Here is a 24,377-nt window from a genome sequence, read left to right as displayed (position 1 = left end):
TATCAATGGTTGCAAGCTTGCTAGAAGACTCCGTTAAAGAATCACTTATAAAGTCATTATCTCAGGAAAAATATGATTTATTGTTAAGAGATATCTTAGAAGAAGTTGATTTTAATGGATTTAATGAAAATAGCGATAAAAACAACCACATCTTTTTTGATGAGAATAGTTTAAGTAAAACATGTTTCAAAATCTTATCTTCAAACGGAGTTACATTTAACGAATCAGAAATATATAATGTAATAGCAGGTTTTTCAAATAAACTTGATTCAATTTTTAGCAATACCAAGCTAATTTACGATGATATTAAAACTATTGAAAACTGCGGTTTTTTATCATTAAAAAAACTTAGTAACAAACAGAAAGAGTTAAATTTATCAGACGCTAAGCTTGAGAATATCGTTAGTCATTCTATAACAGCAATGAAGGTTCTGACAGCAGCAAAAATAGCCAGAAGTTTAAGAATTAGTAACGTTATTGATACAAAAATTATTGCAGCGCTAACTAATAAAGATTCATCAAAACAATTGTTAGACAATATTTTAGCTGAAATAAACTTACCAACAGATCATATTGAGAAATTGAACAATAGTTTTAAACTCATAGAAAATAATTATAAAAGTAAAATTAACATTGCCTTAGGAATTCTATTTGAAAGTGAGTCAAACGTTACTCTGCAAAATATTAAAGAAAATTATGATGAAGCTAACGAAAATAAACAGCTAATTTTAAAAGAGATTAGCAAAAATAATAAAAAATTTTATTTTGATTTAGCTGGATATATCCATGATTTTGAGATAGAAACCTACCCTCAGATTGTTGCCTTATTTCATGTGATTAATAATAACCCATCCCTCTCAAAAGATGAGATTAGAAAGGCTTATTTAAAGGTTGCAAACGATATTTATTTTAGCAGCCTATACATTGCAAATAATCCCGAAACTTATTCTAAAAGATTGTATAATTATCTGTCAAAAAAATGGTGGTATAATTTTATTAATCTTGCAGGCGGGCTTTCAATAATCTTTAATATCAAGCTTTTTACCCCTTTTAGGATTTTTTATGATTTGATATTATTAAATGTACTAGAAATTTCCGAGATTATTCTTAGATCAATCTATAATCTCACCAGAGGTGTATTAACTCTGAATAAATCCAGAATTAAAAGCGCATACAGTGATTTTAAATCAATCTTTATTGGTGAAAAACATGGTCTTTATGTTCATCGCCCATCAAAAATACAAACTATCATTAATCTAATAGCTAGCCATATGTTAGTTTTGAGCGCTAATAGATCTATGCTCATTGGCTATACTTTTTTATGCATTACAAGTGATTTTAGTAACTGGACTAAGTACAAATATAACTTTGATACTAACTTTAGGAAAAAAATAAATATTTATAATTTAGGCTTGGCATTTGGCATTTGCGCCTTAGTTTCATTTATACTTCCTAAGTTTGCTATATCTGTTGCAAGTAACTTTATATTGCCATATATAGCGATCTACAGCGCTGCATTTGGAGCAAGCTTTGTATCGAAAGATTTATCTGCGTTACTTACAGTATTTCTATCAAATTATTGGATTTATGGGCTTATTAAAAGTGATTTAGGCATTAACAATGCATTGCGGATGGCTGGAAATGAAGTGCTGCATACCGCAAAGACTTTAGTAAGTTTGAATACTTTAAAAAATCTATCCATGAATTTTATGGTATATACTATAGTTTTAGCACCTATTTTTGCTAGTATATACGCATTTTATCATTATTTTTTAAATGAGGATAAGAAAAATAGCGCATCTGAATATTTTAATAGGGTTAAAAATTCATCGTTATCAAAGATTAGCCTCTGGAAAAGTAAGTTCATGCCCCCAGAATTAATAAAAGTTTCTAATGCATATGAATCTAAAATTAAAAATGAACCTAAAAATTTTAGGAATTTTTTTATTGATAAATATTTAATGCTGGCTTTTAGCATTATTACAAGCCATATACCGTTTTTAAGGCTTATTACACTTAATGCTGTATTTGAAAATGACAGAAAGAATAAAAATATGTATTATCAGCCCCTTACCTCACATTTTCATGATGGTTTTTTAGGTAAATTAGCGAAATTTGATGAACAAAGACTGAAATTTCAGGAACTTAATGAGGTAGAAAGGCTTGATATATTTGGATCAGATAAACTGAATTTTTTATCTAAAGACAAAATTTCCCATAACAAAACCAATAGTTGCAATAAAGATTTGCAATCTTTTCGGGATGCACATATAAACAATGCCAGAGAAAATATGTTTAATAATCCGTTTATAACTGGTGTATAATGTTAAAGCCTGCGCAAATAATAGATAGAAGAATCAAAGACTTAGAAGCCGCATTTATTAAAAATAACCGCGAACCTATTGAAATATCAGTAAAACAGTTCCAAAGTGATTTGCTAAATATTTACTTTGAATCTGAATATGCAAAATACGCGCAGTATATTACTGTAAAGAAAACCTCCCGCATGGAAAAAATGCGTTATGGCGCGGCTTTGCTATATAAATATACCAGACTAGTCGGAGTTAATGATGTTTTTGATGTTGCCAGAAATAACAAAAAAACAACTGCAAAACTATTATTAGGTGAATCGCTTAAATATGTAATTCAAACAATTTTTCCAATGGTTGCATCTCATGCTTTTGCTGTAAAGTCAGTTTTTTCATATGCATCATTTGGTATGTTAAGCTGCATAGCTTTAAATAGCGTAATTGATGTGAAATCAAGACAATATGCCGTTGAAATTAAAGAAAAATATGTTGAGCAGTTTTATGATAATAAGTTTAAGGCTTCTGAAGAAGCGATGCTTAACTATACAATTGCAACAGGTAATTCTGTTTCAAGAGAAACCATAAAAAACAGTATTGGCTATAATTTTGACTTTTATTTCAACACTATGCATGGCGCTTGTGATCTTAGCTTTCAGGCAATAAGACTAGCTTTTACTCTACACAGAATTATATCCAATCCATATTCTTCAGCTACTGTTTATGGCGCTGGTTATCTGATAAACTTTTTGCCTACTTTACTGAATTATATTTCTAAGTTTATCGAATGTTCAAGGTTTGTATCATTTAACGATATTAAAACCGTATTCAAAATGATTAGAGGATCTTATAGCAATTATCAAGACCTGGGTAACTTCCTTAACATTAAAGCTGTACTCTCAGATTTAAAGGTACAATCAAATATTAATGTTGCCGATATATTTTTCAGAGTTGCAGGCAACAATCCTCAGATTACCCAGCAAATAGCTGCAAGCTTAAGCATCAACAACCCAATTATTGCAAATATCGTTCCAAAAGATTCAACTCTTGCTGCTAGTATTCAGGATAAATTCTCGTCTAAACAAAACTTGTCTGATTTTATGAGATATTTATGGCAAGCAGGCGATGTTGCATCATTAAAAATAATTATTAGTCAAGTTACTGCAAACCTTAAAAATAATAAAAATCTACTGGTTGATATTATTAGCGAAATTGTTGTTACCAATTTTTTAAGACCTATTATTAACCAGATTGCTAATGAAGATTTTTCTACATGCGCAAGCAACAAAGAAGTTATTGATAAAGTTTTTGCAAAATTAGTAAATGACCCCGATGATAAAAATATTGTAAGCGCTAAAAATCAAATTACTAAAATTTTAGATTTAAAAAAACTTGATGCAAAAATTATTGTTCCACAATTAGCTGCGCTTCTGTTATCAGATCATATCGATATTAGAAATATGATAGAAAACCATCTGGTTAATGATAATTTTATCAATTCAATTGATACTTTTGCTAAACAGGCATTAGATGCCTCTTCTGATATTTTTATTAAAGATACTATTCAAAAATTTGCCACCTCAAAGTTTACGAAAGTAATTAATAATGTTTCAAATGGCGCGAGTAATGTTAAACTTCAAAACTTGCTTATTAACCTTGGAAATATTGTTAAATTTAACCCTGAAATTTCAAAAGAATTTAAAAGCAAATCTGAGAACCTACCACCACAATATAACGCACTCAAAGATATATGGGAGTATATCGGCGGAATATTTACTCTACCAGCACTAACTGCAAAATATGCAAGTGATATTGCTGGTTTTATTAACAGCTCTTCTGAGTCTATATTGAAAATTAATGCAGTTAAAGTTATCGATGCAATGATAAAAACAGATGTTTTAGAATCTGACCAGAAAAAATCTGATACTTCAGCAGTGACTATTAAAAAGGCAGGCTTAGAAGGCGCATATAGAAAGGCTAATGATAAAACCCGCAAAATCCTGGAAGATGAAAGGAAAAAAACCGCTCATAAGTCAAGGGTTGCAGAAGCTTTAAAAAAATACGCTTTCTCATTCAAGGACGTTGCGGATGTTTTAGTTAAAATTATCGGCATGTCACACGGCCTTATCGATACAAATTCGTTCTTAGCACAGTTTTTAGGTAAGTTTATTATTGATCAAAGCAGACCAGACAACCGTATTATAGGACAAGAAGGCGATAGCATAACTAAACAGCTTTCAGGGTCGCTTGATACTTTGGTTGCAGGCATCAGGCTTGATAATTACAGCACAAATGCAATTGCTAATATTTACAAGTCTGAAGTAGATGTTGCGAATGAAATACCAAATGCATGGGTGAAACTTAATGCAGGCATGCAAATTAAGATACCATATGCTGCGCACAGTGGGTTTGCTGTTGCAGATATGATAACCAAAACTATGACAGGTATACTTGGAACATCTGGCGATTCTAAAGATACGAAAACCTTAATCAGACTTAATTCCAATTTAGAAGTTTTAAAAGGAAAGGTTATTCAGTTTTCTGGTCAGACAGGTGGTGGAAAATCTGTTACCACTGCAATACTTTCTGATTTCTGGCGCTTATTTAGTGGAAAAATGGAAAGAGACAAAAATTTAAAACCCGAAAGCATTATTTATATACCGCAAGAAGCCCCACCAATTTTAGGCAACCTTACCGTATATGAATTTATGACAGCCGACCTTAAAAATGAAGGTGATAATAAGGTTTATTTTAATGAAAACGGCAGCCTAAAATCAGACGAAATTAAAGTTAAAATACGTAGCCTTATGGCGGGTGTTGCACTAGATAATAAATATTATGAGGTTGATAATGGTGTCGACCCATTAAATGAAAGCTTCGGAGGAATGTCGGGCGGTCAGAAGATGAGGGTTCTTTTAGTAAGGGCAATGCTGAATTTGGAAACAAGGCTGCTCATATTAGATGAATCTATTTCATCACTTCCAGATCAATTTGGAATGCTGACAAAATCAGAGATTCATCATATTTTGTGCGCAACTTTTAACACTCCGTTTAATAAAGAATACGATGACCATATTAGCAGCTCAAGCAATATTTTAGAGATGTCACAAAGATTTAAGGATTCCTATGGTGTTCCTGATGATATCAATGAAATAGACAGAATTAATGCTGAAATGCATATGTCTGTTAAAAATATTGTAATGTCTAAAATTAAACAGTTTGCTGTAAACTGTAATGCTTCAGTAATTTCGATTGTACACCAGGAAGAAAAACATCCGCTTAAATATATGCCTGAAGATGCAGTTGTAGAAAGCTTATCTACAGGTTTTGCTGATGTAATGTGGAATCTAAGACCAAGCGATCAGGATCTATCGGAAAATACTATTGATGTTCATAATTTGAATGTTAGATATCATATTTTAAATAAGGGCGGTCTCCTAAACAGAAGTGAGCTGTATCTAAGAATGTTTGCAGACAACAGAGGCATTAATATACCTGATAATTCTACGAAAACTCAAATTGAAGATGCAATTATATATCATTATCAAAACCAATTAATTAAAGATACTGGCAGAACGGTCGATCTTGATGACTCACGATATGATATTAACCGTGCAGGTGAAAAACAAAAAATTATTAATGCTACTATTAAGCTTATTAAAAATCAAAATATTAAAATAATGGATTCTACTATACAAGTAGAAAGAAAGTCTCAGCATTTCAGATCATTATTAGAACCTACTGGTGGACTTGTTCCTATTCTTGATATCAAAGAAGTTAATGACTCGCCATTAAGAGTCAACTCAGTATCAAGAATATCAGGTGATCATGCTAATGCTCTTAGCAATGCTAAAAAAAGTTTGTTTCAGCAGCATATGTAAAAATTTCAGCAAGGTCTTTTTGAGTGATGTACATGGCATAACTCTTAAAGATTTTGCTGATACATATTCATTGTATATTTAAACAAGTTTTTATAATGATCTTGTGTTGTTTTCAATTCTTCTTTCTAACTGTAATCTAAAGCTATGAAGTGATGCACTGTCTATATAGTTATATTGGGAAATTTCTTCTATTATTTCACTGGGTAGTATTGTACATGCAGCTTTATTTACAGCCCCCCTATATACTACTAGGCAATTAAAAAATTTTTGGGGACTGATTACTTCGCCTTTCCTATTATTTTGAATATAATCCCAAGCTACAAAACTACCAATAACTTGTAAAAACCTGATAAGCTCTATGTAAGTTAATGGAAGATTTTTAAAATAATTAAGAGGTATTTCAGGAATATTATTTTTCTTTAAAAAGCCTGAAAATTCCTCCTCTTCTTCTTTAAAATAATCTATTAAAGATGTAGCGTTTACATGCCTGTATTTATTAGATAAATACGTTTCTTGCCATACAAGTTTTGTTATTTTACTATCATGATGTCTTGCGGCGCAAATAAGCAGCTCAGTTATCTGAGACTGCGTAAAGTTTACGCAAGCGTTATGTTTAATTAACAACTCTACCATTTTATCATAAGAAGACATAATAGCATAAGCGATCGCCGTATAACCTTCATTATTATAATCTACATTTGCATGATTTTTTAGCAGCAATGCCGCAGCCTCAACATGGTTGGAACAAACTGCTGCCATAAGCGGCGTACATTTGAAACTGTCTAAAACATCAACGTTTGCCTTGAAATCAAGCAAAATCTGGATGATATCGTTTGCACCAAGAGTAGCAGCTAAATGGAGTGGCGTTTCACGGTGTAGTTCTCCCGATGCTATTTCAGTCTGAACTATTATCAAACAACTAGGGTTTGCACCATTATTTAAAAGTGTCCGTACCTTATCAATACTTGAATTTTTAACAGCACTATATAATTGCTGCTCCTTTGTTAGCATATTATTCCCCAACTCTAATTGCGCGGGGATATTAGCATTTTATTAAATAACTTGCAGCCTATATAAAAAATTTTAAATAAATTATTGAGTTTTAAGAAATTTAAATAGTGCTTTTGGAAATATTATCATTTTACAAAACTCTATATTTTTGCGAAGATTTAAAAAAATCCTAGAAAGTATTTGTCATGACCAGAAGAGAATCAACCATTAAAGCTTTAAACTTTGTTCTTATATTTTTTGGGCTTTTAATGCTTATTCCTGGGGTTTGGGATTATTGCCACAATAATAATCATTATTATTACTTTGTGATAATTGGCGTTGTTGGTATTGCTATTGGGTTTTTACTAAATATATTTTCTATACTTACTACTAAGGGAGCAGCATACTTTGCACCACGATATGGATTTTTAACTGTTATAATGATATGGATATTTGCCTGTATTTATACAGCCCTGCCCCTTTATTTTAGCATTAAAGGTTTAGGTGTTACAAACGCGGTTTTTGAGGCTGTATCAGGGCTAACATCATGTGGGGCTTCTGTTGTAGTCAATCTTCAGCATAAATCCCCAGGTATATTATTATGGCGAAGTTTGCTTAATTATGTTGGAGGTCTTGGAATTGTTGTAATCGGAGTTGCAATATTACCAAACCTTAAAATTGGTGGAATGCAGATGTTCAATATGGAATTCACCGAAAAATCAGATAAAATCCTGCCAAAAGTGGAAAGTATATCGATCATTATTATTACAATATATATGATCATGACTACAATTGGTATATTTACGCTATATAGTTTTGGAATGAGTTTTTTTGATGCAATATGCCACACTTTAACCGCTATATCAACAGGCGGATTTGCAAACTATGACAATTCAGTTGCGTATTTTAAAAACTTCAAAATTGATATAATTTTAATGGTATTAATGTTATTCGGCGCTACTTCATTTATCCATTTTTATCACTTACAGCATCAACAATTTGATAAAATCAGACAGGATGTTCAGTTTAAATATTATTTAGGCACTATATTAGTTATAGGAACCGCTGTATTTTTATATAATTACCTAACCAAAACTTATGAACTGGTGAATGCAATTCATTATTCGTTTTTTAATACTATTTCTGTACTCACAACTACTGGCTTTGCCAACACTAATTATGATAACTGGCATATGTTTCCTAAGTTTTGCCTTATAATCGCCGCTATAATTGGCGGGATGACAGGATCCACCACAGGCGGTATAAAAGTATTCAGAATTGTAATTTTATTTAAAGTGATTCGTAATTATATTAATACGCTAATTCATCCTCATGGGGTATTTAAAATCCATTATAATGGCAAATACCTCAATGATCAGGTCGCTATGGGCGCAGTTATTATGGTGGTTTCTTATTTTATAGTAATGATGGTAGGAATGCTTATAATGTCACTTAGTAATCTTGATGGCATTACCATAATAAGTTCTGTAATATCAGCACTTTCTAATGCTGGATTTGGTCTTGGAGAGCATATTAATCCAGACGGATCATTTAACAACTTACCAACTTTTGCAAAATGGAACCTGATTGTACTTATGATTATAGGTAGATTAGAGATTATTACCTTTATGGTGTTGATAAATAAGAATTTTTGGAAAAAGTAGTTAAAATTTGCAGCTATTAGTTAAAAAAAGGTTAATCTTTTTTGTTGAGAGTCAAATAGTCTTGTGTTATAATGCGAGAGCTTATTTATAAGGGTAAGTAAATTTCAGAATTATAGGAAAAATTGGAGTTAAATCATGGCAGAAGCTAATGGCGCTTTAGTAAACAAAGAAGTAGTTGATAATGCAGTATCATTTCTATTTGAAAACAGGGATTTAAAGTTTTATACAATGCTTACAGAAATGCCTGCTTATATGGTAGAGCAACTTTTTGGAGCTGATAGCCGAATTAGTAAAGCAACAAACTATGCGTCAAAATGGCTTCTTGAAGCTGACGTGATTGACTGGATGCAAAAGCTTTATAAGCTTGCTGTAGGTATGTTAGGTTATTTAAAGGCAAAAGGTGGATTAGACGGAATAAGAAAATTTGCAAGTCTTACAACTGCAATTGGTTCTGGTCTTAAACTCCTTGGTGAATTTATCGTTACTATACGTTACAGACTAAAACATAAAGATACAGAAGTTAAAGTAAAGTACGTTAAAAAATATGTTGAGTCTAATAATGCTGCGCCACTTATGGATGCTCTTAGAGCTTATGGTAAGGATGAAGCAAGACAATCAAAAAGAAAATATGAAACTGGTGAAAAAGATGCAAATGGCAAAATGATTACTAAAAAGCTTGAGCAGAAAGATATCGATCAGTATAAAGATGCTAAATTTAAGATGTTCAGACTTGTAGGACGCACCATAAAAGCCATGCTTAATCCAAAAGGTAAAGATGCAACTGCTATGGCTGAATTATATCCAAAGTTCTGGCAATTCATCAGATATAGCTTCTGGAGATTCTTACCTGAAGCGATGATACTTGCATCATCAGTGATTATTGGTGGCGCAACAGCAGGTGTTGCTACTGGTGCGTTTATCACTGCGGCTCAGGGCTTTATGAGATCTAGAAAGAATGCCGATAAATCATCAGCTTACTTTAAAAATAAAGCTGAACTTAAAGGTATGACAAAAATCTTAGGTGAACTTGCAAATGTTGGAAACTCTAAAACTTTTGTGGATAAAGACTCAGGAATTACTTATACACTTACTGTTGTTAATGTTGATGGCAATGATAAAATCAGAGTTGTTGGTGTAAAAGAAGGCAAACAGATTATTGATAGTAACTTTGATAAAAATGCTCTCGTTACATTAAATAATACATTAAATCCAGCTAAGGCAGATCCTAACTATAAAGCTGCAAAAGATGCAATTGCAAAAGAAGCTTATGGTGATAACTATTATCAAAACCCATATTCGTTCAGAAGCTTTATACACGAAGCAGGTCAATATGTGAAAGACGGGATTGTAATCTAATAATCCTTTGAATTTAATAAAAAAACGCTCTTAAATTAATTTTTCAGGGCGTTTTTTTATACCCTCCCACTTCCCAAATGAAAATACATATATTATTTATAGGCTTATTGTTTCATTGTGGATTCTAAAGTATCTCGAAATAACTCCAGATATAGACGTAATGTCATTGCGAGGGATGCAAAGCATCCTGTAGCAATCCACTTTTAATCTAAGGTATAAATGGATTCCCACGAGGCACTTCGCACCTCTCGGAATGACAACAGCATCATCGTCAAGTCATTGATAGCAGAATAGAGTTCTGCGCGGCAATCCATTCATCTAAATTTCTCAAAACCCAAAACAGGTAAAAATTTGAAAAATATAAACGCGCAAAGCTTTAAGGCATTTGTCATACAAAGCTTTGAAACCTTAAATCCAGGAACGGAATTCCTGGATAGCTGGTATATAGATTACCTCTCCGAAATATTATGTGAGGCAGTTAGGGGTAATCTTAAAAGAATTATAATAAATCTGCCTCCAAGATTTTTAAAATCCCATATTATTACAACCGCATTTCCTGCTTGGCTTCTTGGAATATCTGCAACCAATCGTATAATTGCGGCAAGTTATAGTCAGGCGCTTAGCAATAAACTATCAGTAGATACAAAGCTGATTATGGAAAGTGATTGGTATAAAGCCATGTTCCCTGATACGCAAATTTATAAAAAGCAAAACGAAAAAAAGAAGTTCATGACAACAAAAAATGGCTTTCGTTTTGCAACATCTAGTGGCGGAACCATCATAGGTGAAGGTGGTGATTTTTTGATTATAGATGACCCGCACCATCCTGCGCAAGTAAGGTCAAAGTACCAAAGAGACAAGCTATTTGACTGGTTTGATAAGTCGTTTTTAACCCGTCTTAATAATCAGGAAAAAGGCGTTGTTATTGTTGTAATGCAGCGTCTTCATGCAAACGATTTAAGCGGGTATTTATTAGCTAAGCCAAAGTCTAAATGGAACGTTTTTGCTCTGCCCATTATAGAGGAAGATGATAAAACATATAAAGTAGGCAAATATCAATATAGCAGGCAAAAAGGTGAGCTGCTTAATGAAAAACTTATGAATCTTGAAGCTATAAATGATATGCAGTGTGAGCTTGGGGACATTGTATTTACAACGCAGTTCATGCAAAAGCCAGTTTCAAGCTCGGGTAATATTATTAAGCCTGATAAGCTTGTGTATTATGATCATTTGCCGATTAAATTTGATGTTATAATTCAAAGCTGGGATCCTGCGGCTGTTGTATCAAGTAAAGCAGATTATAGCGCATGCGTGACGCTGGGCGTGTTTAATCAGATGATATATGTAATAGATATATTCCGCGAAAGACTTAGTTATAGCCAGCTAAAGGCAATGGTTGTTGAAAAATACAAGGATTATAAGCCTTTAATAGTGCTAATTGAAAATAAAATGTCAGGTCATGCGCTTATTTCTGAGCTGCTTCAGGAATATTTAATGCCAGTAAGCGGGGTTGATCCAAAGATTGATAAGGTTACACGTTTTTTAAGTATTAGCGGAATGTTTGATTCTAAAAAAGTTGTGCTTCCAAAAAGCCATCCCCTAATTGTTGATTTTATTAATGAGCTTACAAGCTTCCCTGAAAGCGAACATGATGATATGGTTGATAGCTTGTCACAAGGGATATCGTATTTGAAATCGTTAGTTAGCATTATGAAGAGATCTGAATAATTTTCCTGGATTACTTCAAAACATAATATGTTTTTCGTAATGACAATCACGCGACGAAATGTCATTCCGAGAGAGCTACCTCGAAGCAATCCATAAATGACGCAAAATCTTAAGTGGATTCCCACGAGGCACTTTGTGCCTCTCGGAATGACGACAGATGATGCCTCCATGTCATTACTGTAGAAGTTCAAAGTATCGGTGACGGAATTTTGAGGGAAAAGGTTTGGCAATAGACGTCATCAATGATAAAAAAAGTAAAAAATGGCTGACCACCCCCGGGAACTCATTTTTTCTTCTATATAAATGGGGGGTTAAATCGAACATACAAATTACTCCCCTCGCCTTATTTTATAAGGCTCGCCCCCTGGTCGTAATTTATATGGATTTTGATTACATTCAATTAGATTAATACGGAATGTTTTTACATCCCCCGCAATGACATGACGGCAAAATTTATGAATATGCTAGGGTTCATATTATCTTCAATGCACCAAATCGCATGTAGAATTGCCATAACAAACGAGCATTTTTTTAGTCTGTCAGCAGGTATATTTGCATTAGCTGAGATATAATCAAAATCAGCATCCACATTTCTTATAATGCCCCAGTATTCAATAGCTGGGTCACCAATTATTCCTTTGGGATCAATTGCAAGCCAAGAATTTCCGTTGTTGATAATATTATCGTGGTGTAAATCAGCGTGCAGCAAAACCTCATGCTTTGCTGATGCTATTAATTCGTCTCTATAATCTTTAGCTTTAGCAAGCAAGTTATGGTCAATATTCCAATCTTTATCTAAAACCTTCAACCACTCTGATATATAAGTAAACTGGTTTTTGGGGACAGTTGCTTGGGTATGAAGTTTATCTATAATCATGCAAGCAATATCGATTGCTGATTTATTATCAGTATCTGCATATGGCAACAAAGAATCCCCTGGTACTGCCTCTTCCAATATTAAAACGCCATCTTCATAGCTAATAAGTTTAACCGCCCCTTTACCAGCATAAAAATTAAGTATTTTTGCTTCTCTTGATAAAGCTTTTTCATCTAAGCCCGTCTTAATAACAATGCGATTATTATTCTGAATGCCTTTAACAAGGTAATTAAAGGATAGATTATCAACATGCTGAATATTAGAGATGCCGTATTTATAGGATATATTGCTTATAATACCAGGCAGATTGTTTAACCACTCCCTGCCCTTATCACCATATATACTAATTATATTCTGTTCAAATTTATTCATCTTTTGGCTTAAAATATAAAATATGAGCTATGGTTACCAAACCTAAAATAAAGCAGTAATAAACATATGGCGTTACTGATAATGGGGAGACTTTAGCAACAGTACTTGCAAGTAGTATTTGCGCACCATAAGGAATAATTCCCTGAATCACACATGAAAATATATCAAGCCATGCCGCACTATAATGGGCAGGCAAAGATTGTTTTCTGGAAATATCTTTTGCAATCTCACCACTAAAAATGATAGCAATAGTATTATTAGCAAGCAGCAAGTTAAATATGCTCACAGTTTTAGCAATTAAAAACTGCGACATTTTCATGCCCCCACCCGATGCCTTAATCCAGACAGATATTTTTTCAGCTAAATGCTGATTTGCTTTACCAGCTAAACCTGAAAGCCCACCAACCATAAGCGATAAGAGCATGATTTCATGAACGCTTGAAAAGCCCTTGGTAATATGGCTACTGATAAACATTAAAGCGTGGTCTGGGTTTTGCATATTAGCGAGCGCGCAGCTAAAAATAATGCTCGCAATTAATACAACAAAAACATTTATACCAGTAAGCGCCAGAATTATTAGCAAAAGATAAGGCGTTACTAAAATAAAATTATAATCTTTTGGCTGTATTTCAGCACCTGTTCCTGATTGCATTAATAAGAATATGATTGTAATGATGGAAGCAACTATTGCAACCTTAGCATTTAGTTTGAGTTTCTTTTTAAAATCTGCCTCTTGTGACATGATAGAAGCAATTGTAGTATCTGATATTAGTGACAGGTTATCACCAAACATAGCTCCACCAACAACGGTACCGATTGCTAAAGCCGGCATTATATCTGCCTGAGCGCTTAATCCCGCTGCAATAGGCGCAATTGTTGCTATTGTTCCCATAGAAGTTCCTATTGCCGTAGAAATAAAAGCAGCCGTTAGAAATATTCCAATAAGTAAAAATTTTGAAGGTATAAAAGATATGGCAAGATTTACTGTTGCATCAGTACTGCCTATAGCTTTAGTTACTTCACTAAAAGCCCCCGCAAGCAGGAATATTATGCACATTGCTATAATATCTTTATGCCTTACCCCATCTAAGAAAGCATTCATTTTTGCATCAGAATTTCCTTTATAATTAACCCAACCAACCATTATCGCAGGAATAATAGCCACTAAAGGAGACAGCTGATAAAAAGCATTTTCAGTGCCAATAGATGTATAATAAATGCCACTTCCTACAAATAGCGAAACGAAAATCAAAATAGGCGTAAAAGCAGATAAAAAAGCCATGACAACCTCCAATATTAGCTAATTAAACAACCACTATAATTAGTTAATTAAAGTAATGCAAATAAAATGGCTTTATTCTTTTGTTTTTATAAAAAAATTCAAAAAAATAAACTTAAGTGTTTTCTTATAAAAAAAATTCTAATATTATCCAAGCTGAAATTTATCACTATAAATGGAGGGAGCTTAAAATGGTAGATACGCTATTTTATATTGATAGGCTTGCTATAGTAATGATTACGCTTGTTAGCTTTGTTGGTATTACTATATTGAGTTTTTCAAAAACATACCTTAAAGGCGATAAGAATTATTCAAAGTTCCTTATTCGTTTAAGTTTACTTATTCTTTCCGTTATTTCACTGGTTTCTGCCGATAATATAATTTTGTTCGTATTAAGTTGGATTGTAAGCAATGGCATTTTAGTAAACCTAATGGTTCATAAAAAAGAATGGAATGCTGCTTATGAATCAGGCAAACTTGCAGCTAAAAACTTCGCTTTATCGAGTGTATCAATTTCAATAGGTTTATATTTATTATATGATTTAAGTGATAGTTTTTTAATAAGTGAAATTAATGCTAATGCATTAAATCATAATATTACATTACCTATTCTACTTATTCTTTTTGGAAGCATGGCACAATCTGCAATATGGCCAATGCATAAATGGCTTATAAGCTCTCTCAATTCCCCTACTCCTGTTTCTGCTATAATGCACGCAGGTTTAGTTAATGGCGGTGGTTTTGTATTAGCAAGGCTTGCACCACTTTATTTAGCCAATCGATGGACTTTAGATATAATATTCGTATTTGGAATGCTTACCGCATTTTTAGGCACATTCTGGAAACTGTTACAAAACGATAACAAACGCATGCTTGCTTGCTCTACTATGGGACAAATGGGATTTATGATGGTTCAGTGCGGACTTGGACTTTTCTCGGCTGCAATTGCTCATTTATGCTGGCATGGATTATTTAAGGCATATTTGCTCCTTACATCAGGAAGTATTGCTAAAGAAAACAGAAACGAGATAAAGAATGTTAGTTTAAGTGGCTTCTTGTTAGCATCTGTTTGCGGCATGTTAGGCGCATATATTTTCAGCATAACAAGTGATAAAAATATATTCATATTTGATACTAATATAATGTTAGTCGTTATAGCATATATTGCATGCACGCAAATTACATTGCCACTTTTGCAAAATAAAAATGTTAGGCATATGATTGATGCAATTTTTGCAAGTAGTATATTTGCCTTCATTTATGGAATAAGCGTTGGTATTATATACAAATATTTAGCAGCGCAAAACATAGATATGCCTTCTAAACTTAATAGCCTTCATATAATAGGCATTACGGTTTTAATCGCGTCATGGCTTTTGACATTATTTGGTAACAAAATTTCATCTAATTTGCTTAACTCATGGTTCTTAAAACTATATGTTAAGGGTTTAAATGCAAGCCAGCCTATGCATAAAACAATTACTGCTCATCATAATCATTATAAATATTAGAAAAGGATATCTATGAGAAAAATGCAAGCAAGAAACCTATTCTCACGTAAAGAATATAATGCTCCTGAGCACGTTTTAAATGCTATTAACGAAGCATGGCAGGTTATAGCGCCACTCTGGCCTTTGCAAAGTTTTATCGCAAAGAATCCTTTATCGGGGTTAGAAGGAATACCTTTTGAAAATGCGTTATCTCTTGCAAACTCGTATTTTCAGAATACCGATATACCTAAACAATTAGAAGATATTAATATTCATAGCATAAAATGGCTTCAGGCTTATTTTGATAATGGGCAGGCTACTATTAAAATGCCATTCAGAGAAAAAGGCTTATTTAACGCATGGAAAATGCTAGCAGTTTATGACAAAGAATTTCATAAAAATGATAAAAAATCTATTCAGTTTTTAAGATCCCTTCCGGCTAATCCTGATATTGTTATTACATTATCACTTAAAAAACTAGGGATTGATGAAAGTAATTACACTGATTTTTTAAGGTTTTTACTGACTTCCTTACCTGGATGGGCTGGATATATTAAAAATCAGGTGGATTGGCAAGATCCTGCATGCCCACCTGTTTATCCTGTATCATTCAATGACTATCTTGCTGTGAGACTTGTAATGGCAGTTGTTTTATGGTCTGATGCATCAGAATATAAAATATCTGAAAGTACTCAAGATCAGACAAATGTAATTAGTAAAATAACAAATTCTGAGCAAAAATATAAAGATTTTCTGTATCCACTCATTAGACAGGAATATAATATTACAAGTACTATTCCTGATGCACAATTTGTTTTTTGTATTGACGTAAGATCTGAGCCACTAAGAAGAGCTATTGAATCTACGGGTAATTACGAAACGCTTGGATATGCAGGCTTTTTTGGTGTGCCTGTAATAGTTGATAAGTTTCATGATAAGCAAAAATCAGCTAACTGCCCTGTGCTGCTTGCCCCTAAGCATAATATTAAAGAAATACCAGTATGTTCACAAGGCAGATTCCTGCGCGATAAATGGGGGAAAAAGTGTTTAGATACCTTTAAAGCATTTTATCAGGCTTTAAAATATGCATTTACCGCACCTTTCGCGCTTGTTGAGGCGCTTGGCGGGTGGTTTGGAATCTATAGTTTTTTCAAGACGCTTTTTCCACTTCAAACATCTAAATTTATAAACAAATTTATACTCAATATCAGACCAGATATAAATACCGTACCTTCATTATATACTTTACAAGACAATAAAAGAGAGATTTACGGCATTAGTCTTACCGAACAATGTGCTTATGCGGAGAATTTTTTAAAGCAAACAGGCTTTACAAAGAATTTTGCAAAGTTTGTGTTTTTGTGCGGTCATGGTAGTAAATCGCAGAATAATCCATATTCAGCTTCACTTGATTGTGGGGCGTGTGGTGGTCATAGCGGCGGCATAAATGCTAAAGTTTTAGCGGCTATATTAAATGAGGCAAAAGTTAGAGAATATCTAAAGTCTCAGGATATTTGTATTCCAGATGATACGCATTTTATAGCAGCAGAACATAATACAACTACAGACGATATACAAATATATAAAAACTATCCTAATGAAGTTAGTGAAAATATTCGCAACATAAATCATGACCTTTCTAAAGCTAAGTATTTAAATAATATCTGGCGCGCAAGTTCTATGGGTCTTAATGCCGATAAAATTGATGTAAATAATGCAATTACTACCAAAAGCGTTAACTGGGCTGAAACAAGACCAGAATGGGGATTAGCTGGTAATAGTTCAATTATTATTGCCCCAAGACATTTTACAAAGAATATTAATTTACTTGGCAAGTCATTCCTGCATTCATATAACTCAGAAATTGATGAAGACGGAAGTTTGCTTGAGAAAATCCTTACCGCCCCTGTTATTGTTGCTAAATGGATTAATTTGCAATACCTATTTGCAAGTCTTGACAACGTTGCATATGGTGGTGGAAGTAAAATAACCCAAAATATTACAAGCAAAATAGGGATTATGCAAGGAAATGCAAGTGATCTTATGCATGGCCCTGCCCTTCAATCAATATATCTTGATGACGATACTGCATACCACGAACCTGTAAGGCTTTTAGTTGTTATATACGCTCAGAACGGCGTTATATCCGATGTTATAGGCAGACAAGAAGTGTTACAGCAACTTGTAAACGGCGGGTGGATTAATCTAACATCAGTCGACCCTATTAGTAATAATATATATGAGATGCAACGAGACTTTAGCTGGATAAGGTTTAGTTAATTTGGAGTAAATATAAAGTAAAATACCTTTGTATTTTACTTGAATATTCAAGACCTGGATATATAAATGATATAAGTTTCAATTACTTAAGAATGGATTTGTAATATGCTGCATCCAGACCCGAATACTCTTTACCCTATTCCTAATATTACCAGAACTTGTTATCTGAAAAATATTATCACAAATCCTCAAATTATTGTTGGGGATTATACATATTACGATGATCTAGAGAGTGTTTATAATTTTGAGAAAAATGTATTGTATTTATTCGATTTTATAGGTGACAAACTTATTATTGGTAAATTCTGCCAAATAGCAACGGGTGTGCGTTTTATTATGAATGGCGGTAATCATGCTATGAATGGTTTATCGACTTATCCTTTCATGATATTTGGCAAAAGCTGGTCTAATGTGCCACTCAATAGCCAAAGTAAAGGTGATACAGTTATAGGTAATGACGTTTGGATCGGCAACTCTGCAACCATTATGCCAGGCGTCAAAATTGGAGACCGAGCAATTATTGGAGCGCATTCTGTTGTTACAAAAGACGTTGAACCATACACAATTGTAGGCGGAAATCCTGCGGCAGAAATCAGAAAAAGGTTTGATAGTAAGAATATAGAGTTTTTATTAGAACTTAAATGGTGGGACTGGGATATTGAAAAATTATCAGCAAATGCTGCGTATATTGCTACAGGGGATATTGAGAGTTTGAGGAAGCAAGTTTAAGAGATTAAAAATGGGTGAGCGGGGGGAAGTTTAAAAATAGTCCAGTGAACTATTTTTAAACTTAACACCCATTTTTAAGCGAATAAACGCTTTGGCGTTTTTCGCAATGACCTGTTAAAAATTTGCTAAGTATGCCCAAATTTAGTATATAAGTTTTATAAATTACATATTGCAAATCCCATGAAAAAGATTGAAATTTTACCCTATAATCCTGCTTGGGTCGAAATGTTTGAAAAAGAAGCAAATTTGATTACAACAGCTTTGCAAGATAATATTATGAACATATATCACATAGGTTCAACTTCTGTTCAAGGGCTTTATGCCAAGCCTATTATTGATATTATTTTAGAAGTAAAAAATCCTAAAACAACAATTACAGCTTTGGAAAATTTAGGCTATAAATATAAGGGTGAATATAACATTCCTATGCGGCTTTATTTTGCTAAAGATAAATTCCACTTGCATGTATACCCAGAAAACCACCCTGAAATCGAACTAAATATAAAGTTTAGAGATTATTTGAGGGAAAACAGTGGCGCAAGAGAAGCTTATAGCAACCTGAAACATAATCTTATATCAAATGAAGAAGCACATAATAAACAAGGAAAGTTTTCTGGATATACCGTTGGAAAAAGAGAACTAATAGACGATATAATCAGAAAATCTGGTTTTAACAGACTTAGAATGCTAAAATGCTCTCACCCTAAAGAGTTTGAAGCCGCTAAATCATTCAGAAATACGAATTTCTTTGATAAAGCTGGTATTAAAGACCCTTATTTATGGACATTTGAAAATGATAAACATACGCACTTAATGCTTTATTTAGGTTCAGATGTTATAGGATATTCCCATATCCAGCACTGGGATAATAAGCGCGCTGCCCTTCGTATTATGGCAATAGACTTCATGCATAACCCTATTTTTGCTGGTAATTCTGTCGCAGGTTCAGTACTCGAATCCTCATGTACTCTATTGTACACTCCGGTTCTGCGTTCCGAGTCTCCTAACAATTCCCTAACAAAAATTGGTTCTGTAAGAAGTCTAACAAATGAGAACATAAGGAATAAGGGTTATGGTAGTCAATTCTTAAGTTTAATAGAAGAGTGGCTGAGATTTATTGATATTAAAAGCTTGCATATGGAATCATCACCCAGAGCTGAAAATTTTTATAGGAAAAATAACTATACAGACGCTCCTTTTGATGATCCAGATGGATATGAAAGCGACCCTCAAGACATTCCTCTTGCAAAATTTTTTTAAACCCCACTTGCCAAAAAGTAAAATTAAAGCTAATAATTAACGAAATAATTTAATTTTGGATTTTTAAATGCCGAAATTCAAGCAGTCAGCCTGCTACATTCTTTTTAGTTTCATTTTACATATTAATATTTCTTTTGCTGAAACTATTGTTGATACCGTCTGGGGTAAGGAAAAAATTACAAGCCCATTAATTGAGGAGCTTATAAAAACTAAGCCTGTTCAAAGACTTAAATATATTGATCAGTCGGGTCCTCTTGTCTATTTTGGCCTGGCTCCCAAATTCAGCCGTTATGAACATAGCATTGGGGTTTTACTATTGCTTCAAAAAGCAAAGGCTCCTATAGCTGAGCAAGTTGCGGGGCTACTTCATGATGTTTCGCATACAGCTTTTTCTCATTTAGGTGACCATTTATTTTACAAAGATAATGAAGAAAAATCGTATCAGGACTTAATTCACCTACAGTTTTTACAAAAGTATCATGTTGACGAAGTAACTGGCAAATATGACATCGGCATTTCAAAACTTGACCCTGATTTACATGAATATACTGCCCTAGAGCGCCCGCAGCCTGATTTATGCGCTGACCGCATACAATATATTGTTCATACTGGCGTAATTTTCAATAAAATTAATAAGATAGATGCTAATCAAATTATACAGGATTTACATTTTGAAAATGGCACATGGTATTTTACCGATAAGTTACTTGCCAAAAAATTTGCTGTATTATCGCTAGAATTTACTGAAGAATTATGGAGCAGCCCATGGAATTTTGTTTTCTATGAGTATTTTAGTAAAATTTTAAAGCGCACGTTTGCAGCCAAGCAAATTACTGCTGATGATATAAAATATGGCGTAGACCAGGAAGTACTGGATAAACTTTATAAAATTAAAGATCCTAAAATACATAAGGCTTTAGCGCATTTACCTAATATTCATCAAATATTTAAAGTTGTAGAATATGGAAATGGGGAATTTAATACAACACCAAAATTTAGAGGTGTAGACCCTTGGGTGCTAAAAAAAGGAAAATACCGCAGGCTAACTGAAATTGACAAAGAATATAAAAACCTTTTTGAAATGACCAAAGCCTGGTGCAAAAAAGGCTATGGCGTAAGGCTTCTGAAAGAATATGCACTTGTTTTTTAAAATTATAATGGCTTTTAGCCTCATAGGATGTAGCCATATTAAACCTATAAAATCTTTTAATGAAGCTGATTTCTCGATTATATCTGAAGATACATTAGTTATTTTCGATGTTGATGAAACCCTGATTCAACCATTAGACTCATATTTAATTAACGAGCATACTGAGCAAGGTAAAAACTTTAGGAATCAAATCATCAATAAATATAGAGATGTTGAAAATTGGGACAATCTAACAGCAGTAATGCTTTTAAATGGTAAAAGACCGCTTTTAGAACCTAATATTATAAATCGGATACAGAAACTTAAAGACAGAAAGGTTAAGTTTATTGCATTATCTCATATGAATACAGGAAAATTAGACTTTATTGATGAGTTAGCAGAGTGGAGATACGAGCATTTAAAATCTTTAGGATTTGAAAGCAATTTTGGAAATAATATTATATTAAATGTTAACTTTCATAACAGGAAACCATTATTTTACAAAGGAATACTCGCAACCGATTTAAACAAAAAGGGTCCGATACTCGTTGCTTTTCTTAATCAAATAAATTATTATCCTGAAAATGTAATAATGTTTGATGATAACTTAGATTACCTTGAATCTGTGGAAACTTCTCTAAAACCATTAAATATTAAATTTTTTGGTTATCATTATTTAGGCGCGAAAACAAAACCTTGGAATCAGAAAATTATTGATTATCAGGTAGATTATTTAATTCGCTATAGAAAATGGCTTGATGATGATCAGGTACAAAATAAACTTAATAATATGTAAAATCTTATGATTCAAAAAAAACTAATGCTTATAGCCGTAGTGCTAATGGATATTCTTGGAGGGATGGAATTTGATATATTCACTCCAAGCTTTCCAAGACTAAAATCACTGTTTGAACTGTCTACATTTGAAGTAGAGCTTTTACTTTCAGTAAACTTTGTTGCTTACTGTATAAGCCTTATGTTTGTTGGAACTTTATCTGACAACTATGGCAGAAAACCAGTAATACTTTGGGGTACGGCTATTTTTATAGTAGGATCAGTACTTTGCATTTTCCCAGAAACTTACTATATGATGCTTGCAGGCAGATTTTTACAAGGCCTTGGAATTGCCGCCCCTGCTCTCCTTAGTTTTGTAATTATTGCTGATGAATACCCACTTGAAAAGCAGCAATATTATTTGGCTATGCTTAATGGTGTTACCAACGTATCTATTGGGCTTGCACCAATTATAGGAAGCTATCTTACACTTTATTTTGACTGGCATGGTAATTTCCATTTCCTACTATGGTTTGGAGTTATGATAATGCTTATGACAATTTTATGGGTACCTGATAAGAAACCCGTTCCTATTGAAAAACAAGAAGATAAAACTAAATATTCTCATATATTCAGGTCAAAAAGCCTTATGGTACTAATTTCTTGTATGGTATTCATGTTTGCGCCTCATTGGATATTTGTAGGCGTCTCGCCTGTTCTTTATATGGTTGATTTAAACGTTGAGCTTACCCATTTTGGCTATTACCAGGGGGCACTCGCTGGAACATTTGCTATTGCTAGCGTAATATTTGGAATGTATATGCATAAATTCAAGCCAAAAAGCATGTTAGTTGTTTCTATGTATTTATTTATCGTTAGCATTATTGGTATTTTAGCTATTGCAATATTTGATGTGAGAAGTCCGCTTATCATAACATGCGTAATTAACTTTGTAGGTATGGCGCAGCTTGCACCATCTGTGCTGCTTTACCCTGCCTCTATGAACTATTTACCAAATGCTAAGGGTAGAATTTCGGCTGTTATTCAGGCATATAAGCTTTTAATGTCTGCACTTGGCCTTCAGCTTGCAGGGCATTTTTATGACCATTCCTTCCGCAGTTTAGGAATTATTATGGTAATTTATTTTATATTGGGTACGTATTTATTAAGTAGAATTACCAGAAGCAATGCAATTATGCTAAGGCTGAGTGAGAAAAAAAATGATTGATATTCAGGAATTTAAAGAATCACATATAGAGGAAATTTTTACCGCATTCCATAATCTTAACTGGTTTAAACCCAAACAAACATTTAGTAATTATTTTTTGGAACAAAGAAATGGCTTAAGACATGCTTGGGTAGCTTATTTTAATCATGACTTTGCAGGCTACATAACACTTAACCTTAGATCTCAATATCCTGATTTTATAAAAAATAATATACCTGAAATCCAAGATTTAAACGTTCTGCCTCCATTTCGTAATAAAGGGATTGGAAATATTCTACTTGAAAAAGCTGAAAATAAAGCCAAAGATTACAATAAAATTGTAGGATTAGGTGTAGGACTGTATATAGATTATGGGGCTGCACAAAAAATTTATATAAAACGAGGTTATATTCCTGATGGAAATGGAATTACTTATGATTATAAGACGATAAAACCTGGTAATAATATTATGCTAGATGATGATTTATGTTTATGGCTTACGAAAAAATTAGGGTGAACTTATGAATAATTATATTATAAGAAAAGCAGACAAAACTGATAGCAATTTAATTCTTACATTTATTAGAGAGCTTGCTGAATACGAGCAAATGCTTGATAAAGTTACTGCTAAGATAGAAGATATCGAAAAAACATTATTTAGCAACAACCCAAAAGCTGAAGTGTTAATATTAGAAGCAGATAACAAACCTGCTGGGTTTGCACTGTTTTTCCATAATTACTCTACATTTTTATGCAAATACGGTATTTATATTGAAGATATTTATGTTAGGGAAGAGTTTAGAGGACGCGGTTTTGGTAAAGCATTTTTCAAGCATATTTGTAAAATTGCGGTCGAGCGTGACTGCGGGCGTGTTGAATGGTGGTGCCTGGACTGGAACAAACCTTCTATAGATTTTTATTTAAAACTCGGTGCAGAACCTATGCAAGACTGGACAGTATATAGGTTAAATAAAGAAGAAATAGAAAAAATTGCTAATAACTAAATTACAATAGTCTTTAGGTCCTAAAAAGTTGTAGCTCCCTCATGAATTTCC

At 33.1% G+C, this 24,377-nt stretch carries 17 protein-coding genes; 14 read left to right on the top strand and 3 right to left on the bottom strand.

From position 1 onward, the window contains the following. Positions 1-5 precede the first annotated feature (5 nt). Complete coding sequence (locus tag BGO27_02835; protein ID OJV13141.1) at positions 6-2,324, top strand: hypothetical protein; 2,319 nt, start codon at positions 6-8, stop codon at positions 2,322-2,324. Next, positions 2,324-6,187, top strand: a complete 3,864-nt coding sequence (locus tag BGO27_02830; protein OJV13140.1) for a hypothetical protein — start codon at positions 2,324-2,326, stop codon at positions 6,185-6,187. Before BGO27_02835 ends, BGO27_02830 begins: the two co-directional genes overlap by 1 nt. Before the next feature lie 90 nt (positions 6,188-6,277). Here BGO27_02830 and BGO27_02825 read toward each other — a convergent pair whose 3' ends face one another. Then, the gene (locus BGO27_02825; GenBank protein ID OJV13139.1) at positions 6,278-7,198 is read right to left on the bottom strand and encodes a hypothetical protein; all 921 of its coding nucleotides are present in this window, start codon (positions 7,196-7,198) and stop codon (positions 6,278-6,280) included. 185 nt (positions 7,199-7,383) lie between these two features. Between BGO27_02825 and BGO27_02820 the strand changes: the two genes are divergently transcribed. From BGO27_02820 to BGO27_02810, 3 genes are all read left to right on the top strand, one after another. After that, positions 7,384-8,841 (top strand): hypothetical protein, encoded by a 1,458-nt coding sequence (locus tag BGO27_02820; GenBank protein ID OJV13138.1) that lies wholly within the window; start codon positions 7,384-7,386, stop codon positions 8,839-8,841. A 135-nt stretch (positions 8,842-8,976) separates the two neighbouring features. Then, positions 8,977-10,197, top strand: a complete 1,221-nt coding sequence (locus tag BGO27_02815) for a hypothetical protein (protein ID OJV13137.1) — start codon at positions 8,977-8,979, stop codon at positions 10,195-10,197. Positions 10,198-10,548: 351 nt separating this feature from the next. Continuing rightward, entirely contained in the window at positions 10,549-11,925 is a 1,377-nt protein-coding gene (locus BGO27_02810; protein ID OJV13136.1) for a hypothetical protein, read from the top strand. A 421-nt stretch (positions 11,926-12,346) separates the two neighbouring features. Here the strand turns inward: BGO27_02810 and BGO27_02805 are convergent, their stop codons facing one another. Together BGO27_02805 and BGO27_02800 are read right to left on the bottom strand one after the other, a co-directional pair. Beyond that, complete coding sequence (locus BGO27_02805; GenBank protein OJV13135.1) at positions 12,347-13,174, bottom strand: hypothetical protein; 828 nt, start codon at positions 13,172-13,174, stop codon at positions 12,347-12,349. Then, positions 13,167-14,456: a sodium:proton antiporter gene (locus BGO27_02800; GenBank protein OJV13134.1), complete on the bottom strand. Its 1,290-nt coding sequence runs from the start codon at positions 14,454-14,456 to the stop codon at positions 13,167-13,169. Before BGO27_02800 ends, BGO27_02805 begins: the two co-directional genes overlap by 8 nt. Positions 14,457-14,644: 188 nt before the next feature. Between BGO27_02800 and BGO27_02795 the strand changes: the two genes are divergently transcribed. From BGO27_02795 to BGO27_02755, 9 genes are all read left to right on the top strand, one after another. After that, the gene (locus BGO27_02795) at positions 14,645-15,964 is read left to right on the top strand and encodes a hypothetical protein (protein ID OJV13133.1); all 1,320 of its coding nucleotides are present in this window, start codon (positions 14,645-14,647) and stop codon (positions 15,962-15,964) included. A gap of 105 nt (positions 15,965-16,069) precedes the next feature. Further along, a complete protein-coding gene (locus BGO27_02790; GenBank protein OJV13153.1) occupies positions 16,070-18,223 on the top strand; it encodes a hypothetical protein in 2,154 nt (717 codons plus the stop codon). 105 nt (positions 18,224-18,328) lie between these two features. After that, positions 18,329-18,952, top strand: coding sequence for a chloramphenicol acetyltransferase (locus BGO27_02785; GenBank protein ID OJV13132.1), 624 nt, complete (start codon positions 18,329-18,331; stop codon positions 18,950-18,952). Positions 18,953-19,132: 180 nt separating this feature from the next. Next, positions 19,133-20,212: a hypothetical protein gene (locus BGO27_02780; GenBank protein ID OJV13131.1), complete on the top strand. Its 1,080-nt coding sequence runs from the start codon at positions 19,133-19,135 to the stop codon at positions 20,210-20,212. 145 nt (positions 20,213-20,357) lie between these two features. Further along, positions 20,358-21,362, top strand: a complete 1,005-nt coding sequence (locus BGO27_02775; GenBank protein OJV13152.1) for a phosphohydrolase — start codon at positions 20,358-20,360, stop codon at positions 21,360-21,362. Beyond that, positions 21,346-22,137: a hypothetical protein gene (locus BGO27_02770; protein ID OJV13130.1), complete on the top strand. Its 792-nt coding sequence runs from the start codon at positions 21,346-21,348 to the stop codon at positions 22,135-22,137. Before BGO27_02775 ends, BGO27_02770 begins: the two co-directional genes overlap by 17 nt. Positions 22,138-22,143: 6 nt before the next feature. After that, on the top strand, positions 22,144-23,343 hold the full coding sequence (locus tag BGO27_02765) for a hypothetical protein (GenBank protein OJV13129.1): 1,200 nt from the start codon (positions 22,144-22,146) through the stop codon (positions 23,341-23,343). Next, positions 23,336-23,839: a hypothetical protein gene (locus BGO27_02760; protein ID OJV13151.1), complete on the top strand. Its 504-nt coding sequence runs from the start codon at positions 23,336-23,338 to the stop codon at positions 23,837-23,839. Before BGO27_02765 ends, BGO27_02760 begins: the two co-directional genes overlap by 8 nt. A 4-nt stretch (positions 23,840-23,843) precedes the next feature. Then, entirely contained in the window at positions 23,844-24,326 is a 483-nt protein-coding gene (locus tag BGO27_02755; protein ID OJV13128.1) for a GNAT family N-acetyltransferase, read from the top strand. Positions 24,327-24,377: the final 51 nt, after the last annotated feature.

The organism is Alphaproteobacteria bacterium 33-17, assembly GCA_001897445.1.
GTDB lineage: Bacteria > Pseudomonadota > Alphaproteobacteria > Rickettsiales > 33-17 > 33-17.
The sequence above is the reverse complement of the archived record's forward strand: the minus strand, read 5'-3'. Positions and strand labels throughout refer to the sequence as shown.

Coding starts and splice junctions, on each gene's coding strand:
- BGO27_02760 (OJV13151.1), top strand. CDS start 23,336: ATGATTGATATTCAGGAATTTAAAGAATCACATATAGAGGAAATTTTT.
- BGO27_02820 (OJV13138.1), top strand. CDS start 7,384: ATGACCAGAAGAGAATCAACCATTAAAGCTTTAAACTTTGTTCTTATA.
- BGO27_02805 (OJV13135.1), bottom strand. CDS start 13,174: ATGAATAAATTTGAACAGAATATAATTAGTATATATGGTGATAAGGGC.
- BGO27_02825 (OJV13139.1), bottom strand. CDS start 7,198: ATGCTAACAAAGGAGCAGCAATTATATAGTGCTGTTAAAAATTCAAGT.
- BGO27_02765 (OJV13129.1), top strand. CDS start 22,144: ATGATTCAAAAAAAACTAATGCTTATAGCCGTAGTGCTAATGGATATT.
- BGO27_02795 (OJV13133.1), top strand. CDS start 14,645: ATGGTAGATACGCTATTTTATATTGATAGGCTTGCTATAGTAATGATT.
- BGO27_02835 (OJV13141.1), top strand. CDS start 6: ATGGTTGCAAGCTTGCTAGAAGACTCCGTTAAAGAATCACTTATAAAG.
- BGO27_02830 (OJV13140.1), top strand. CDS start 2,324: ATGTTAAAGCCTGCGCAAATAATAGATAGAAGAATCAAAGACTTAGAA.
- BGO27_02800 (OJV13134.1), bottom strand. CDS start 14,456: ATGGCTTTTTTATCTGCTTTTACGCCTATTTTGATTTTCGTTTCGCTA.
- BGO27_02770 (OJV13130.1), top strand. CDS start 21,346: ATGCACTTGTTTTTTAAAATTATAATGGCTTTTAGCCTCATAGGATGT.
- BGO27_02785 (OJV13132.1), top strand. CDS start 18,329: ATGCTGCATCCAGACCCGAATACTCTTTACCCTATTCCTAATATTACC.
- BGO27_02755 (OJV13128.1), top strand. CDS start 23,844: ATGAATAATTATATTATAAGAAAAGCAGACAAAACTGATAGCAATTTA.
- BGO27_02780 (OJV13131.1), top strand. CDS start 19,133: ATGAAAAAGATTGAAATTTTACCCTATAATCCTGCTTGGGTCGAAATG.
- BGO27_02815 (OJV13137.1), top strand. CDS start 8,977: ATGGCAGAAGCTAATGGCGCTTTAGTAAACAAAGAAGTAGTTGATAAT.